General features: G+C 37.4%; 16 protein-coding genes. 5 read left to right on the top strand and 11 right to left on the bottom strand.

The window, feature by feature from the left end:
- Positions 1 to 76: 76 nt before the first annotated feature.
- The 4 genes from sfsA to KQI83_RS09200 all read right to left on the bottom strand — a co-directional run bounded on the left by sfsA (position 77) and on the right by KQI83_RS09200 (position 4,863).
- Entirely contained in the window at positions 77 to 760 is a 684-nt protein-coding gene (gene sfsA / locus KQI83_RS09185) for a DNA/RNA nuclease SfsA (protein WP_216556880.1), read from the bottom strand.
- Between the two features lie 36 nt (positions 761 to 796).
- Positions 797 to 1,363: a LemA family protein gene (locus KQI83_RS09190; protein WP_216556883.1), complete on the bottom strand. Its 567-nt coding sequence runs from the start codon at positions 1,361 to 1,363 to the stop codon at positions 797 to 799.
- On the bottom strand, positions 1,357 to 2,475 hold the full coding sequence (locus tag KQI83_RS09195; protein WP_216556885.1) for a DUF2207 family protein: 1,119 nt from the start codon (positions 2,473 to 2,475) through the stop codon (positions 1,357 to 1,359). The genes KQI83_RS09190 and KQI83_RS09195 overlap by 7 nt, the downstream gene beginning before the upstream one ends.
- 132 nt (positions 2,476 to 2,607) lie before the next feature.
- Positions 2,608 to 4,863 carry a glycogen/starch/alpha-glucan phosphorylase gene (locus KQI83_RS09200; protein ID WP_216556887.1) on the bottom strand — a complete coding sequence of 752 codons (2,256 nt, stop codon included), beginning with the start codon at positions 4,861 to 4,863 and terminating at the stop codon, positions 2,608 to 2,610.
- Positions 4,864 to 5,044: 181 nt separating this feature from the next.
- Here KQI83_RS09200 and KQI83_RS09205 point away from each other — a divergent pair, with 181 nt between their 5' ends.
- Together KQI83_RS09205 and KQI83_RS09210 are read left to right on the top strand one after the other, a co-directional pair.
- Entirely contained in the window at positions 5,045 to 5,917 is an 873-nt protein-coding gene (locus KQI83_RS09205) for a helix-turn-helix transcriptional regulator (RefSeq protein ID WP_216556889.1), read from the top strand.
- A gap of 5 nt (positions 5,918 to 5,922) precedes the next feature.
- Complete coding sequence (locus KQI83_RS09210; RefSeq protein WP_216556891.1) at positions 5,923 to 6,921, top strand: alpha/beta hydrolase; 999 nt, start codon at positions 5,923 to 5,925, stop codon at positions 6,919 to 6,921.
- Positions 6,922 to 6,947: 26 nt separating this feature from the next.
- Here KQI83_RS09210 and KQI83_RS09215 read toward each other — a convergent pair whose 3' ends face one another.
- On the bottom strand, positions 6,948 to 8,318 hold the full coding sequence (locus KQI83_RS09215; protein ID WP_216556893.1) for an MATE family efflux transporter: 1,371 nt from the start codon (positions 8,316 to 8,318) through the stop codon (positions 6,948 to 6,950).
- A 237-nt stretch (positions 8,319 to 8,555) separates the two neighbouring features.
- Here KQI83_RS09215 and KQI83_RS09220 point away from each other — a divergent pair, with 237 nt between their 5' ends.
- Positions 8,556 to 9,350 (top strand): enoyl-CoA hydratase-related protein, encoded by a 795-nt coding sequence (locus tag KQI83_RS09220; RefSeq protein WP_216556895.1) that lies wholly within the window; start codon positions 8,556 to 8,558, stop codon positions 9,348 to 9,350.
- Positions 9,351 to 9,420: 70 nt separating this feature from the next.
- Here the strand turns inward: KQI83_RS09220 and KQI83_RS09225 are convergent, their stop codons facing one another.
- The gene (locus KQI83_RS09225) at positions 9,421 to 9,600 is read right to left on the bottom strand and encodes a hypothetical protein (protein ID WP_216556897.1); all 180 of its coding nucleotides are present in this window, start codon (positions 9,598 to 9,600) and stop codon (positions 9,421 to 9,423) included.
- Positions 9,601 to 9,697: 97 nt separating this feature from the next.
- Here KQI83_RS09225 and proC point away from each other — a divergent pair, with 97 nt between their 5' ends.
- The gene (proC, locus tag KQI83_RS09230; protein WP_216556899.1) at positions 9,698 to 10,504 is read left to right on the top strand and encodes a pyrroline-5-carboxylate reductase; all 807 of its coding nucleotides are present in this window, start codon (positions 9,698 to 9,700) and stop codon (positions 10,502 to 10,504) included.
- A 42-nt stretch (positions 10,505 to 10,546) separates the two neighbouring features.
- Positions 10,547 to 11,857 (top strand): alpha-amylase family glycosyl hydrolase, encoded by a 1,311-nt coding sequence (locus KQI83_RS09235; RefSeq protein WP_216556901.1) that lies wholly within the window; start codon positions 10,547 to 10,549, stop codon positions 11,855 to 11,857.
- A gap of 106 nt (positions 11,858 to 11,963) precedes the next feature.
- On the opposite strand, the gene KQI83_RS09240 is transcribed toward KQI83_RS09235, so the two are convergent.
- From KQI83_RS09240 to KQI83_RS09260, 5 genes are all read right to left on the bottom strand, one after another.
- Positions 11,964 to 12,410 (bottom strand): threonine/serine exporter family protein, encoded by a 447-nt coding sequence (locus KQI83_RS09240; protein WP_216556903.1) that lies wholly within the window; start codon positions 12,408 to 12,410, stop codon positions 11,964 to 11,966.
- A complete protein-coding gene (locus tag KQI83_RS09245) occupies positions 12,407 to 13,195 on the bottom strand; it encodes a threonine/serine ThrE exporter family protein (RefSeq protein WP_216556905.1) in 789 nt (262 codons plus the stop codon). The genes KQI83_RS09240 and KQI83_RS09245 overlap by 4 nt, the downstream gene beginning before the upstream one ends.
- A gap of 125 nt (positions 13,196 to 13,320) precedes the next feature.
- Complete coding sequence (locus tag KQI83_RS09250) at positions 13,321 to 13,989, bottom strand: GTP pyrophosphokinase (protein WP_216556907.1); 669 nt, start codon at positions 13,987 to 13,989, stop codon at positions 13,321 to 13,323.
- A 118-nt stretch (positions 13,990 to 14,107) separates the two neighbouring features.
- Positions 14,108 to 15,739 carry a MutS-related protein gene (locus tag KQI83_RS09255; RefSeq protein WP_216556909.1) on the bottom strand — a complete coding sequence of 544 codons (1,632 nt, stop codon included), beginning with the start codon at positions 15,737 to 15,739 and terminating at the stop codon, positions 14,108 to 14,110.
- A gap of 176 nt (positions 15,740 to 15,915) precedes the next feature.
- On the bottom strand, positions 15,916 to 17,202 hold the full coding sequence (locus KQI83_RS09260; RefSeq protein WP_216556912.1) for an aminotransferase class I/II-fold pyridoxal phosphate-dependent enzyme: 1,287 nt from the start codon (positions 17,200 to 17,202) through the stop codon (positions 15,916 to 15,918).

Raw genomic sequence — 17,202 nt, forward strand, 5'->3', positions numbered from 1 at the left:
GACTCTTTCGCGCTCGAACGGTGTCATTTATGACTAATTTCATCTCCGCGAGGTGCGATTCCTTAGCGGAGCGTTTTTATAACCGAACTTCTACCGGCATATCCAATTCCATACTCTCTTTTGTAATACTGCAATCATAGGCAAGAACTCCTACACCATTTTTTGCTACCTGACGCAGTGTATCACCAAACTCCAAATGTGTTCTGTCATTTGGCTCAAACCATTTTATCCCTTTCATTTGTATTACAAAGAGAATATACGCTTCATATCCTTGTTGCACTGCCTGTTCTAGTTCTTTCATATGCTTAATGCCACGCAAGGTAGGTGCATCCGGAAATCTTGCGACACCTTCTTCTTCTAGTGTGACACCTTTTACTTCAATAAAAATTTTTCTTTCCTCTGCTGTTTCTAAATAGAAATCTACTCTGGAATTTCCATACTTACATTCCGGCTTCAAATAGGTAATATTTTTAAAATATACTTCTTTTTCTAACCATTCTTTTACTGCCTGATTGGGTGCCTGGGAGTCCATATTAATAAGAACTTTTCCCTTTTTCACTCCCACTAAATCATAAGCAGTTTTGCGATTGGGATTGCCGCTTTTTTCCAAATATACTTCTGCTTCCGGAAGCAATAATTCTTTACATCTTCCGGTATTTTTCACATGACACGTTTCTACCTTTCCATCCATATCCACCATGGCAATAAAACGATTCGGACGACTTTGAAATTTTCCGGTTACTATATTTTTATATTTCACGTTTTCTCTTTTCTTCTCCCAATCTAATTTCTCTTTCTAGAACTGAAATGTATTCGCTTCTATCTTAACACTCTTCTTTTCTTCCGGTGTTGCCTCTAACAAATCAAATTTCTTAAAGCCAAATATTCCGGCAAAAACAGACTTTGGAAACATCATAATCTGTGTATTATACTTCATTACGGTATCGTTGTAGAACTGACGTGCTTTTACAATCTTATCCTCTGTATCAGCCAATTCTTCATGTAATTTCATAAAGTTAGTATTTGCTTTTAATTCCGGATAATTCTCACTATGTACTAAAATTTGATTTAATTCTCTACCGAGGGCATTACTTGCCTGATAGGATTCGCTTGCGCTAGAAGCATTCAACACTTTACTTCTAAGTTCTGTTACCCTTTCCAATGTGGCTTTTTCGTAATTTGCATATCCCTTGGTTGTTTCAATCAGGTTGGGAATCAAATCTGCTCTTCTCTTTAACTGAACCTCTACTTGTGCTCCCTGATTTTCCACACGATTCTTCAATACCACTAATCCATTATATATTTTTATGATTATTGCCAAAATCAATACTACTACAACTGCTATTATAATTCCTACTACCATTTCTCATTTCTCCTTTTCATAATCTCTTTTACAATTTGCTGGTTTTCTTCTAAAACTACTGCATAAACCAAATAATCATCCCATAAGACTACCTGTTCTTTGTGTGCCTCACTTAAATTTGAAAAATCGTGAATAAAGTTCTTCATACCGTAAATACATTCTGCCATTTCATTTCCTGCATCCGTTCTCGTCCAAATTTTTCTTTTGGACATCGTAGCAATTCCACCAACTATTGCTAATAACGGTGAAATAATTGTCAATATAAAAAGAACCAGCGCAAGAATCATCTCAGCAATCACAGGATATACCTGTGGATATTTACCTAAATACTCCAATTGTTGTCCAAAGCTCATATCATCCGATGCTGCTTCCAATATGGCTTCCAATTCTCCCGTATTGGCATTTGCATGAAATGTCACTACCAAAAATAAAATGAATAGAAGAATCGGCATCAGACAACCTCCGCCACATCCACATCCTGTTTGCTTTTTGCCAAGTCCTCGTTTTCCCCTTGACAATGGATTTTTTAAGTAGCCTTCTTCCTCTGCTTCTTTTTCTACAAGTTTTCGCCACTCTCGATCATTTTCCATATTGAATGTATGATTTACCAAACCTTCTATCAGATACTTATCACTTTCTCTTAAATCAGCATTCTGATAATCTCCTGCTTCGTAGTTGTTTCCTTCTACTTTTAAAATACCCATTTCCTCGTATTTTAAAATAGAGGCTGCTACATCCTTTCTCTGCTCTATTTCAAGGTCAGATATAATACTGATCATGGCAGGAGATAATCCTGTCAGTTTATCACGATAGTAGTCAAAATCTTCAATGGGAATAAAACTGTTATTTTTTATCACCTGTTTTTTCATCTTACGGAAAAATACTTTTAAAATTGCGAATGGAATTATGGATTCCAAAAATGCGATAAATGCCAAAAAGCATATCAGCCCTATAATCACAACAAGAGAATGTTCTGCCTCTAATATCTCCGTGATTTTGCTTCTGCTTTTCCATGCACTTAATAGGAAAAAAAATACCGGTACTAACCATATAGCATGCTCTAACCTGCATATCCGGTTCAGACTTTCATTTCGAAATACTTTCTTTTTCACACTCTTCCCTCTTTTCTTTTATTATTTTACACCTATAAAAAATATCATATTACTTTCTTTTTGTAAACCAAAAAAGGATACCTTTTGGAATTTCAAAAGGTACCCTCTTTCACTCATATTATTTTTTCAAAATTAGTTCAATTTCCAGATATCCTTGTTGTACTCTGCAATTGTTCTATCGGAAGAGAAGAATCCTGCTTTAGAAGTGTTTACGATCATCTTCTTAGCCCATCCTTTACGATCTTCGTAATCTTTGTAGATTTCTTCTTTCTTAGCTGCATAAGACTTGTAATCTAACAGAGTCATGAACCAGTCTTTGTTTAATAACTCGTTGTAAAGTCTTTCCAGGTTTTCTTTATGTCCAACCTTTAATAAGGTATCACTTACGATAAAGTCAACTGCTTCTTTGATTTCCGGATCTTCTTCATAGAATTTTCTAGATACATAATCTGCTTTTTCATAATGTTCAATAACAGTATCAGAAGATTCACCGAAGATATAAATGTTATCTTTTCCAACTAAATCGGCGATTTCTACATTTGCTCCGTCCATAGTTCCTAAAGTAAGTGCTCCGTTTAACATGAACTTCATGTTTCCTGTTCCGGATGCTTCTTTAGATGCTAAGGAAATCTGCTCGGAAATATCACATGCCGGAATTAACTTTTCAGCCTTTGTTACGTTGTAGTTTTCTACCATAACAACCTTTAAGTATGGGCTTACTTCCGGATCATTGTTGATTACTTCCTGTAAGCATAAAATCAAATGAATGATATCTTTTGCAATAATATAAGCAGGAGCTGCCTTTGCACCAAAGATAACAGTGATTGGTGTACTTGGCTTGTTTCCTTTCTTAATATCTAAATATTTGTGAATTACATATAATGCATTCATCTGCTGACGTTTGTACTCATGAAGACGCTTAATCTGAATATCGAAGATAGAATTCTCATCGATTTCTACACCTTGAGTAGCCTTTAAGTATGCTGCAAGATTCTTCTTATTTTCTGCCTTAATCTCTAATAATTTATTTAATACTGCATCATCATCCTTGTATGCTAATAATTTTTCTAACTCATCAGCATCTTTGTGCCAGCCTGTTCCGATAGTTTCATCTAAGTAATGGCTTAATCCCTTGTTACAATGCATTAACCAACGACGGAATGTAATACCGTTTGTCTTGTTGTTGAACTTTTCAGGATAAATCTTGTAGAAGTTATTTAATTCGTTCTTCTTTAAGATTTCAGTATGCAAGTATGCAACACCGTTTACGCTGTATCCATAATGAATGTCCATGTGTGCCATGTGTACACGATTTTCATCATCAATGATTGCTACAGACTTATCATCGAATTTTTCTTTTACTCTTGTATCTAATTCACGGATAATTGGCATTAACTGTGGAACTGCTTTGTTTAAGTAATCCATTGGCCATTTTTCCAATGCTTCTGCAAGAATCGTGTGGTTGGTGTATGCACAGGTCTTAGAAACAATTTCAATTGCCTCGTCCATACGAATTCCTCTTTCCATTAATAAACGGATTAATTCAGGAATTACCATACTTGGGTGTGTATCGTTAATCTGGATTGTTGCATAATCTGCTAAGTCATGTAAGTTACATCCCTTTGCTTCTGCTTCTGCAAGAATGAGACGTGCACCATTGCTTACCATGAAGTACTGCTGGTATACACGAAGAAGTCTTCCTGCTTCATCAGAATCATCCGGATATAAGAACAATGTAAGGTTCTTTTTGATGTCGTTCTTATCGAAGTCGATTCCATCGCCTACTAAGCTTTCATCAACTGTTTCAATATCGAATAAATGTAATTTATTTGTTCTGTTTTCAAATCCTGTTACATCTAAGTCATACATTCTGGACTGTACGGTAAATCCACCGAACTGTACCGGATATGTTACATCTGTCTTTGTAAGCCAGCTCTGTGCTTCAATCCAAGGATTCTTGTTTTCTTTCTGTAAACGATCCTGGAATGTCTGTAAAAATAATCCGAAGTGATAGTTTAATCCAATACCATCTCCGTTTAATCCGATTGTTGCCATGGAATCTAAGAAACATGCTGCCAAACGTCCTAATCCACCATTTCCTAAAGATGGTTCCGGCTCAACCTGCTCGATTAAGTTGATGTCTTTTCCGTTTTCAGCGAAAAGCTGTGCTACTTCATCATAGATACCAAGGTTAATCATATTGTTAGATAATAATTTTCCGATTAAGAATTCTGCGGAAATATAATATACTTTTTTCTTTCCTGCATTGCTTTCTTTTTCCTTTGCAAGTTCCTTTACAACTGCAAGTAATCCGTAATATAATTCTTCGTTGCTACAGTCTGCAATTGCCTTACCACACTGTTTTTCCAGTAATTCTTTTACCTTCATTTTTATCCTCCTAAAATCTTTTGATTATTTAAGACACATCGTCTTGTGTTCTGTTTTTATCTTATGGGTACATTATAGCCTTATTTTTTCCGTTTTTCTTGCAATATGATAGCATAATATAGTACAATACTATCAAATTAACCAAATCTTTTTGAAAGGCTTTACGAAAGGATAACTATCTATGAATATACTGGAATATGAAAATACACAGGAAATCAAGTCTCATGGACTGGCAGATTTTCCTTTTAATATTTACCTTTGCAGTATCCCACTGGACTTCCCTTTAGTTCCTGCTCACTGGCACAATGATATGGAAATCATTTATATAAAGAAGGGACAGGGAAGAATCACTGTGGATCTGGTTCCTATTGTGGTAAATTCCGGAGATATTATTGTAGTTCCCCCGGGACAACTCCACTCTATCGAACAATTTGAAGACCGGTCTATGGAGTACGAAAATATTATTTTCCAACTTAATATGTTAATGGCTGTTCAGGGGGATACTTGTACGGAAAAGTTTTTTCAGCCATTGTTGCAACGCCAAATCAGCATTTGGAATCACTACACTCCGGATTCTTCTGTTTATCCGGTTTTGTCCAATTGTCTGGATACTATGGATAACATCTGTAAAACCTTTGCTCCCGGATATGAACTGGCAATCAAGGGACAGCTATTTACACTTTTCCATTCTTTAATTTCCTTTATTAAGGACCCGCTGCCCAGTCATCAGAACAAGTCCTTAGACCGACTCAGGGATATATTAAAATATGTAGAAACGAATTACAGTGATAAGATTTCCATTGCAGATGCGGCTGATATTTGCGGCTTTTCTCAGTCTCATTTCATGAAGTTTTTTAAACAAAATATGGCTGTTTCCTTTACTGATTATCTTAATGATTACCGCCTCACCATGGCGACCAGACTATTGGTTTCCTCTTCGGATTCCATTGTAAATATTGCCGCTGAAACAGGTTTTGACAACCTTTCTTATTTTAACCGACTTTTTAAGAGAAAATACGGATGTACACCGACTGCATTTCGTAACAGGAGCTAATACCTATGAAAACACTTACTTACCGAAACAAAAAATTTCGCAATACACTACTCTTTATACTGTTTCTTCTTTTTATCGCCTATTGGATTGCCTGCTATTTTGCAGTAAGTCTTGCCTTAGTGCCTTCTTTTATGGAAAAAACAGACGCTTTTGAAGAAGTAACAGAAACTGCAACGGAAGCCTTAGTGCAAACCAGTGATATTCAAAATAATCACGCTGCCGCTATCCAAAAAACAAATGAGTGGCTACAAACTGCTTCTTATGAAAAACCTACCGCTACTACCACGGATGGCTATCAGTTAATTGCTACTTCTTTTGCCCCACAGGAAGAAAGCCACTTGTGGGTACTGTTACTTCACGGATATACCGGCTGGAAAGAAGAAATGTACCCTATCGCCTGTGAATATGTTGCCCGTGGCTACCATGCTCTGGTTCCTGATATGCGATGCAGCGGAGAAAGTGAAGGCGATTTTATTGGTATGGGTTGGACCGACCGTCTGGACAACATGCTTTGGTTAGACCAAATCATTGCCAAAGACCCTGATGCCAAAATTGTCATTCACGGTCAGTCTATGGGGGCTGCCTGCGCGCTTATGATGTCCAGGGAAAAACTTCCTTCCCAAGTATGTGCCATTGTAAGCGACTGTGCCTACACCGATGCATACCAGATGTTTGCCAAACAAATGAAGGATTGGTTTGGACTCCCCTCTTTTCCGCTACTGGACAGTATGAACCTTGTGTTACAGCTACGGGGCGGATATAACTTAAAACATGCCTCTGCCCTCAAGGCTATTAAGAAAACCTCGCTTCCTGTTTTGATTATCCACGGAGACCAGGATGACATGGTACCGGTAGATATGGCATATCAACTTTACGATGCAGCCGGGGGCGAAAAAGAACTTCTTATTATTCCCGGTGCCGGACACGCACAGGCGATGGATAAAGATCCCCAGACCTACTATGAGACTACGTTTCAATTTTTAAAAGAGCATGGTGCAGAATAACACCATGCTCTTATCTTTTCTGTTGCTTATCTTTTTTGTTCAATCTGATTCATTGCCTTCCTAAACTGAAACCGGAATAAAATCATTGTAAATGTAACTGCAAAGAAATCGGCAACCGGCTCTGCCAGGTACACCGCCATAGTTCTGTTTTTCGTTACGATATGTGGCATAAGGTAAATCAGTGGCAGTAATAACACAAATTTTCGCATAATCGCTACTATGATAGATGCCCCTGCTTTTCCCAATGAAGTAAAGGTCATCTGACAAGCAATTTGTATGCCAAACAGCATCATACATGCCATATAAATACGAAGTGCTGTTTTGGTAAACTGTAACAGTTCTGTATCGGTAGTAAACATTGCTGCAAATCCTTGTGGGAATATCATTACACATAACCACAAGATTACTGCATAGCTAAGGCTCACTTTTAACAATAGCCAAAAAGCTTCTCTTACACGTTTTGCATTTTTCGCTCCATAGTTATAGCTGATAATGGGTTGCGCTCCCTGTCCAACTCCCTGTAACGGCAGCATGGCAAACTGCATAACACTTGTCAGTATCGTCATGGCACCAACTGCAATATCTCCGCCGTACTTTAATAAGGAAGAGTTAAAGCATACAGAAATCACGCTTTCGCTTGCCTGCATAATAAAGGTAGCCAGTCCCAATGCCAGACTTGGCAAAATAATCTTGGCTTTTGGCAGTAAATACTTGGTTTTTATTTTTAAAACGGTTTTGTTTCCAAACAAGAATGATAACACCCAGATACAAGAACATGCCTGTGAAATAACCGTTGCAAGTGCAGCTCCTTTTACTCCCATATGAAATCCGAAAATAAAAATGGGATCTAAGATAATGTTTGCCACTGCTCCGATTAGAACGGATAACATTCCTGTTTTTGCAAATCCTTGGGCTGTGATAAATGCATTCATTCCTAATGTAAGCTGAACAAATATGGTTCCTATGGCATAGATGCTCATATAACTTTCTGCATATGAAATGGTATTTCTACTAGCTCCAAAGGTCAACAACAAATCACGATTCCACAGTAACAGTACCACAGTTAAAATAATTGAAATGAGAATTTGCACAAAAAAGCAATTTCCCAACATATTCTCTGCTGACTCCTTGTCCTCTTTTCCCATAAAAATAGAAGCTCGTGGTGCACCACCATTGCCCACCAGCGCAGCAAACGCCGAAACAATCATAATGATTGGCATACATACCCCAACTCCGGTTAATGCCATAGCTCCTACTTTTGGAATATGTCCAATATAAATACGGTCTACGATATTATAAAGCATATTTATCATCTGTGCCGCTACTGTAGGTAATGCCAACTTTAATAACAATTTTCCAATGGGTTCTTTTCCTAAAAAATCTTTGTTATCACTCATCTTCTCTGTCTCCTTGTTCTATGTTTCTAGACCTATTTTATCATACTTTTCTTGCATTTTTCCTGTCAACTTAAAACTTAATAAATTTATTCTCCCATTGTCTGATATAAACCTTTGAAAATCTCCGGGCAGATATTGACAAATTTTTATCAAAGTTATATAGTTAAAGTATGTTTTGCCGATGTTTTGGGCAATCCGTGAACTATTAAATTACATATTATATTAGGAGGTTTACACATGAATAACTTAAAGTTAGAAGTGGAAAACGAAGTTGCTGTTCTTACAATCAGCAGACCTGCAGCATTAAACGCATTAAACAGTGAAACTTTAACTGAGCTTAATACTGTATTATCTGAAATTGAAGCTAGAGACGACGTAAAAGTTGTTATTTTAACAGGTGGTCCTGACAAAAAGGATAACCCATACAAATCTTTCGTAGCTGGTGCTGACATCTCTGAAATGGTTAACTTTACAGCTGCTGAAGCTCGTGCTTTTGGTATGAGAGCTGCTGAACCATTCTTCAAGTTAATGAACATGCGTCAGGTAACTATCGCTGCTGTTAATGGATTTGCTTTAGGCGGTGGATGTGAAATCGCAATGGCATGTGATATCCGTATCGCTGCTGACAACGCAAGCTTTGCACAGCCTGAATGTGGTCTTGGAATCATCCCAGGATTCGGCGGAACTCAGAGACTTGCTCGTTTAGTAGGAATGGGACGTGCAAAAGAAATGATCTTCACCTGCGATAACGTTAACGCAGAAGAAGCTTACAGAATCGGTCTTGTTAACAAAGTAGTTCCTAAGGAAGAATTAATGGATACTGCTAAGAAGATGGCTGCTAAGATTGCTTCTAAAGCAAGCTACGCTGTATCTATCGCAAAGGCTGCTATCAACAACGGATATGATATGGATATCAAGAACGCTGTTGAAATGGAAGCTAACTTATTCGGTGTAACATGTTCTACACATGACAAGAAGGAAGGAATGACTGCTTTCCTTGAAAAGAGAGCTGCTGACTTAACAGATTTCTAAGTCATTTGATAAGCACAATTTTAAAAGGTATTCTACTAAAAAGTGGGATACCTTTTTTATATTACATAAACTATTTTAGTCTTTCATATTCTTCTATAGCATATCTATCTGTCATTCCTGCAATATAATCAACAATACAACGAATCAAAATTTTTCGTTTTTCAAAAATCACAATACATTCTTTTGTTTGATCCCCTTTTCCCACTTTTAAATAACGCTCCATTCTAGGTTGATTTTCATCGCTATTCAACTTCTTTTTTCCCCCTCATACTTGCACAATTTCCTTACTATTGCTATCATAATAGTAATTACTTTTTTATAAAAACACAAATCGAGGAGGCATCATTATGAATCACAATATTACTTTTATTGGTGGCGGAAATATGGCAAGTGCTATCATCGGAGGTATTCTTTCTTCCGGTCTTGCATCCAAAGAACAGATTACTGCTACTGCCAAAACAACTACAACCTGTTCTTCTTTGGAAGAACGTTTCGGTATACATACTTCTCAGAATAACCAAACTGCTGTTGAAAATGCCGACATTATTTTCCTGGCAGTAAAACCTTTTCTATTCTCTGAAGTTATTCCCGAAATCAAAGACCATGTAAAAAAAGATGCATTAATTATTTCTATTGCTGCCGGTCAGCCGATTGCATCTATTGAGCATATGTTTGGTTTTTCCATTAAACTTGTTCGTGCCATGCCAAACACTCCGGCTCTGGTAGGGGAAGCTATGAGTGCACTTTGTATTAACGATAATGTCACTGAAGATGAGCTTTCTACTACTATTGATATTTTTAACAGCTTCGGAAAATGTGAAGTGGTAAAAGAATCTTTGATGGATGTAGTAACCGGTGTATCCGGCTCTTCTCCTGCCTATGTATATATGTTTATTGAAGCTATGGCAGATGCCGCTGTAGCTGACGGTATGCCTCGGGCACAGGCTTACAAATTTGCCGCTCAGTCTGTCCTTGGTTCTGCAAAAATGGTATTAGAAACCGGAACACATCCGGGAGCTTTGAAAGACGCTGTATGCTCTCCGGGAGGTACTACCATTGAAGCAGTTGCCGTATTAGAAGAAAAAGGACTTCGCAACTCTGTAATTACAGCACAACGTGCTTGTGTACAAAAATCAAAAGATATGAGTAAATAATTTTTACTATCATAAATAATTATGGGAAGGAATGTGAACATTATGTGGGCTTATGAAAGTGTATTTTATCAAATTTATCCTTTAGGACTATGTGGCGCACCTTTTGAAAATGACGGTGTACTTACACACAGAATTTTAAAAATCAAAGATTGGATTCCTCACATGGAAAAACTGGGTATCAATGCTATCTATTTTTCTCCATTAATTGAATCCGATACTCACGGCTACAATGCCAGAGATTATCAAAAGTTAGATACCCGTCTCGGTACTAATGATGATTTCAAAGATGTATGCGATGCACTGCACAATGCCGGAATCCGTGTGGTATTAGATGGGGTTTTCAATCATGCAGGACGTGGATTTTTCGCTTTTCAGGACGTATTGAAAAATCGAGAATCTTCCCCTTATAAGGACTGGTTCCACATTGATTTCAACGGAAACTCCAACTATAACGACGGATTATGGTACGAAGGTTGGGAAGGTAACTATGATTTAGTAAAATTAAATCTGAGAAATGAAGAAGTTATCTCTTATCTTCTGGATAGTGTTACCTTTTGGGTAAAAAATTGGAATATTGACGGATTACGTCTTGACGTGGCATATTGTCTTGACCACGACTTTGTACGACGACTTCGTAGCCACTGTGATAGCTTAAAAGAGGACTTTTTCTTAGTAGGAGAAATGCTTCACGGAGACTACAACCAATTAATGAATGATGCAATGCTTCATTCTGCTACCAACTACGAGTGTTATAAGGGATTGTATTCCAGCTTTAATTCTATGAATATGTTTGAAATCAATCACTCTCTTTTAAGACAATTCGGACCGGAAGACTGGACACTTTATAAGGGCAAACATCTTTTAAGCTTTGTGGATAATCACGATGTTTCCCGTATTGCCAGCATTTTAACCAATAAGGCTCATCTTCCACTTATTTATGCTCTTTGCTTTGGTATGCCTGGGATTCCATGCATCTACTACGGAAGTGAATGGGGAATAGAGGGTGATAAAAGTCAGGGAGACCCGGCACTTCGACCTGCATTAGAACATCCGGAATGGAATGACTTAACCGATTGGATTCAGAAATTAACTGCCGCAAAAAAGGCTTCGGAAGCTCTTAATTACGGTAACTTCCGTTCTGTGGTTCTTACCAACCAGCAATGCATTTTTGAACGCTCCTCAGAACATGAACGTGTTTTAGTGGCAATCAATGCAGATGGTCAGCCTTATACCGCACACTTTGATGCCGGATGTGGTACTGCTACTGACTTAATCACCGGAGGAAAGCATGATTTTGGTGGTGGTAGCGAACTTCCACCATATAGCGCATATTTCTGGAAATGCGAAGCATAACATTTATATCCTTAGCGGAGCGTTTTTATATCATAGGAAAATCATAACTTTCACACTTTTATGTAACACGATATTTCCTATTGCCAAAAAAAACAGGTAGTGGAAACTACCTGTTTTTATGTGTTATTTTTCTTAATTGATTAAACCAACTCTGTGGCAATGCCAGTCCAAATACAATTCCAAGCACCATAACTCCTGCAATTTTGAATGTTTCAATTCCTTTTGCGGTAAATTGTGCTAAGTCATTCATAATCAAATAATAGGAGGTATAGTAAATTCCGGCTCCGGGCACTAAAGTAAAGATTCCTGTCACCAAAAATATGGTAACCGGCGACCTTCGTATTGCTGATAAAATCCTTGCTACCAAAGTAAGAATCAAGGTTGCCCACAAAGAAGCCATTACTACACTTGCCCCGTAGCTTAAAAATAACTGATAGGACACCCAGCCAATACATCCATTCAATGCACAAAATACATATTCTTTTTTCGGTGCGTTAAATAAAATCGCAAATGCTATGGTTGCCACCATCGACATAATTATCTGATCAATCATATCAACACCGCACCTCCCGTTACAAACTGAAACAATTTAATTGCCGCACCCACTCCAATTGCAATACAAATTGCCGTCATTAGTGCATCCATCAACCGTATGCTGCCTGATAAATAATCTCCTCCAAATAAGTCACGAATCGCTGTAGTTAATGCCACCCCCGGTACCAGTGGAATAATTCCACCTATAATTACTTTGTCAAACCAAATTCCGGTTCCTGCCATATATAGCACCAGTGCTCCCGCTGTCACAATGGCACTTCCGATAATATTTAAAATAAATTTTGAAGTGTGATGTCTGGATGCTGTAAACAGAAATACTTCCAGTAACATCCCCAGGAAAAATGAAATGGCACTGTCGTATAATCTTCCGCCAAACAGATAACAAAATCCTGCACTGCCCATACCGCATGCCAGTACCCGCATCCATTTATCCGGAAGTTTCTTTTTCTTATACATTTCCAAACGCTCATATGCCTCATCTATGCTGCAAGTTCCTTCCCATATTTCTCTGGAAAGCTGATTAATGTCTTCTATCATTTGTAAATTTACATCACCAATGGTCACATAACGTACCATACTGCTGGCATCTTCTTCTCGTTCACGCACAGTAGCAAATATTCCATTTGTCACCACATATACATTGTAATCTTCTATCCCATATGCTTCTAAAATACGAGTGACAGTTTCTTGTACACGATAAATTTCTCCACCGTTTTTCAAAAGTACTTCGCCTGTGGATACCGCCAAATCCAAGATTCTTCTACTCTCCTGTTTGTTTTCCATAAAAGTAATCCCTTTCCTATGATAGAACAAAGAGTCTGCTCGCCGGACTCTTTCGCGCCCGCGGGGTGTCATCTATGACTAATTTCCTCTTGCATAAGAAGAGGCTCCTTGCGGAACCTCTCCGGTTATGTATCTTTGTTTAATTCCTGTTCTTCTTCCTGTTCCTCTTTCGCCTGAAGAATTGCTTCATTTAGGGAAAGCATCTTCGCATCCAGCATAGACACGATTCCGGCACATTCTCGTAAATCACGGCTAATATATTCTGGCGCATTTCCTTCAAATTTATAGTAAATCTTATGTTCCAAACTTGCCCAGAAATCCATGGCAATTGTTCGAATCTGAATCTCCACCTTGGTATCTACTACGCGGTCTGATAAGAAAATAGGTACTGTTACTAACATATGATAACTCTTGTAACCGCTGTCTTTGGGATTTTTGATATAATCTTTTACCGAAACTACCGTAAGGTCATTTTGTTTCCCAATCATTTCTGCCAAACGATAAATGTCGGAAGTAAAAGAACAGACAATACGAATTCCCGCAATATCTTTTACATAAGTCACCATATTATCAATGGTACTTTCGTAACCGTTTCTCTTTAACTTCTTTACAATACTTTCCGGTTCCTTAATACGAGACTTTATATACTCGATTGGATTGTATTTGTGTATATATTGAAATTCATCTCGCAGAATTTCCAGCTTAGTCCCTACCTCTTTTAGCGCAGAATTATATAAAAACATAACTGTTTTCCAGCTATCTACATCTTCATTAAATGTAATAGGGGTATCCATTTTGTTTCCTTCTTTCAATGATATTTCTTATAATTCACTTGCTCATATTATATCACATTTTTCCCCTTTTATGTGTCTTTTTTCCTATAATTAATAAACTTTTCATTTTATTTTGACACTAAATTTCTGCTTTTTCTTTTGCCTCTGTAATAATTTTTTTCGGAAATCCTAAATACTCTAACAGGCGAATTGCATTCTGGGAAGTAGATGGTCCCGGATACAATTTATAGTCAAATTCAATATCATGCTGTCCGATTTTCTCACTAAAATGATAGTTCTGATACTTGTTTTGAAGTAATACGGTAAGCTCCTGATCGTGGGAAGCAACCATTACCAGACAATTCTTTTCACACAAATACTCCATGATTGCCTGTGATGCTGCAATTCGCTCCTTTGTATTGGTTCCTCTCAATATTTCATCTACAATACAAATGGTACATCTATCCTCATTTAAGTGTTCCAACATTCGTTTCAAATACTTTATTTCTTTGATAAAATAACTATCTCCCGACATAATATCATCCTGTACTGCCATGGAGGTTACTATATCTGTATGCGGCAACTGCATTTTTTGTGCCATACAGGTGTGTATGGTCTGTGCTAAAATCACATTTACCCCTAATAACTTAATAAATGTTGATTTTCCCGATGCATTTGACCCTGTAATAATGCAATTTTGATTCCAATTGATAGAATTGCATACCGGATTTTCAATGAGTGGGTGATACGCTTCTTCCAGTAATACTTCCCGCTTTTTCCAAAATTCCGGCGTTGTATAAAAGGAAATACTTTTTCGAAAAGAAGCAATACTGATCGCCATGTCTATCTTTCCGATAGTTTCAAAAATCTCCATATATTCTTTTCGATATTGCACTAACATCTGAATACTTTTTTCATACGCAATTAAATGCCAAAGGGTTGCACCTAACAAATAGTCTCCCAAAGCTCCCATATCCGCTGACAGCATCGTTTTCTGGGCTGACTGCATCTTTTCAATATTTCCTTCTGCCTTCTTTAATGCCTGTAACGGTTCTGATAGCTTTTTTGCAAATACTTCTTCTAAATTCACTTTTTCCAAACGTTTTCCTGTAGTCAAAATGGCACTTATTGTTCCTAACATCGCAAGATTGTTCTCATAGCGCATTTTCATCATTGCATATATTACAATATTCAAAATCAGATTTGCTGCAAGAAATCCTGCAAAAAAAATATTTTTAGACACTAATAGCCCAATTAAGAAACAAATCGGCAAAATTTGCAGTATTCTATACACAGTTATATTTCCAATTTTACTTACTTCGAGATTTTCCATATAGGGAGAAATATAGTAGGAAGCCTCCTTTTTCCCGATTCGTTGCAGGCATTCTAACGTGTCATTTCGCTCTTTTTCATGTTCTGAAAAATACTGCACAGACTCCTCTAATTCTTCTAATTCTTCTTCTGTAGAATCTGTATTGTGCATGGTATCGTATAAAATCTGCTCTCCGGTAGCACTAGCACAATTATTGATACGCCAAAACACCTCATCCATTGACAAATCTTTCCAGGTAATATCATCCACCTTGGCTTCTTTTCCACGATTTTCTAAGAAAAAGCGAATTTTTTTCGTATCTTTCTCCTTCGGCTCCGGTTTCTTTCCGAAACTTTTTCTAATTTCCTGCCGTTTTTGTTTCTTATATTGCATTTTATAGTAAGTACTATATCCGAAATAAGCTAAAATCATTCCGATTACAACAATAATTGCTTCCATACTTCTTCCTCCACCTTCTATATACTGTATTATTTGTTTAATACAATAATACAGTATTTTGCTTTTGTCAAGAGGTGTACACTCTTAGCGGAGCGTTTTTTATACAATAGGACGCAATTTCCTATTATATAAAAAGAGCCGCTGCACAAATGTACAACGGCTCAAAAACTTTATACTTATTTACTTTCCAAAATCTTATCAATACTTACTAATTTTACACAAGTAACGAAGATATCTGTTGCCATCTTTAAATCCTCTGTTGTTGGGTAAGATGGTGCAATACGGATTGTGCTGTCTTTTGGATCTTTTCCATATGGATAAGGTGCTCCTGCCGGTGTCATGGTAACTCCTGCTTTCTTTGCCTTAGCAACGATTTCTTTTGCACAACCTTCTAATGCTTCAAAGGCGATAAAATATCCACCCTTTGGTGTAATCCAGCTTCCGATTTCACGACCTGCTAATTCTTCATTGAAGGTATTGATAATCATTTCAAACTTTGGTCTTAAGATTGCTGCATGTTTTTTCATATGTTCTTCGATTCCGTGAATATCTTTGAAGAATCTTACATGACGCAACTGATTTACCTTATCGTGTCCGATAGTTGCTACTTTCATCTGCTTTTTAATATCTACTAAATTGTTTGCGGAGGTTGCAATTGCAGCTACACCAGAACCCGGGAAACTGATTTTAGAGGTAGAACAGAACTTGTAAACCATGTCTGGATTACCTGCACGTTTACACTCTGCTAAGATTTCAATTAAGCTATCCTGATCTATATCATATAAGTGATGTACACCATATGCATTATCCCAATAAATACGGAAATCATTTGCTGCCGGTTTTAATCTTGCAAAACGACGTACTGTTTCATCAGAGTATGTAATTCCCTGTGGATTAGAGTACTTTGGTACACACCAGATACCTTTGATTGCATCATCTTTGCTTACCAGTTCTTCTACCATATCCATATCCGGTCCGGTTGGAAGCATTGGTACGTTAATCATTTCAATTCCGAAATATTCTGTAATAGCAAAATGTCTGTCATATCCCGGAACCGGGCATAAAAATTTTACTTTATCTAATTTGCTCCATGGAGTACTTCCCATAACACCGTGTGTCATAGAACGTGCAATACAGTCATACATAATGTTCAGACTGGAATTTCCATAAATAATAATATTGTCCGGATGGCATTCAATCATGTCGCCTAATAAAACTTTTGCTTCCTGAATACCGTCTAACACACCATAATTACGGCAATCTGTTCCATCTTCGCAGCTTAAATCTGTGCTGCTATTTAAAACGTCCATCATTCCCATAGATAAGTCTAACTGTTCTGCGGATGGCTTTCCTCTTGACATGTCCAATTTCAATCCGCTCTGAGCATAATTTTTATATGCTGCTTCTAGGCTTGCCTTTTCCTGTAATAATTCTTCCTTGCTCATCTCCTGATATGACTGCAT

The sequence above is a fragment of the Roseburia sp. MSJ-14 genome (assembly GCF_018918225.1).
Taxonomy (GTDB): Bacteria; Bacillota; Clostridia; order Lachnospirales; family Lachnospiraceae; genus Petralouisia.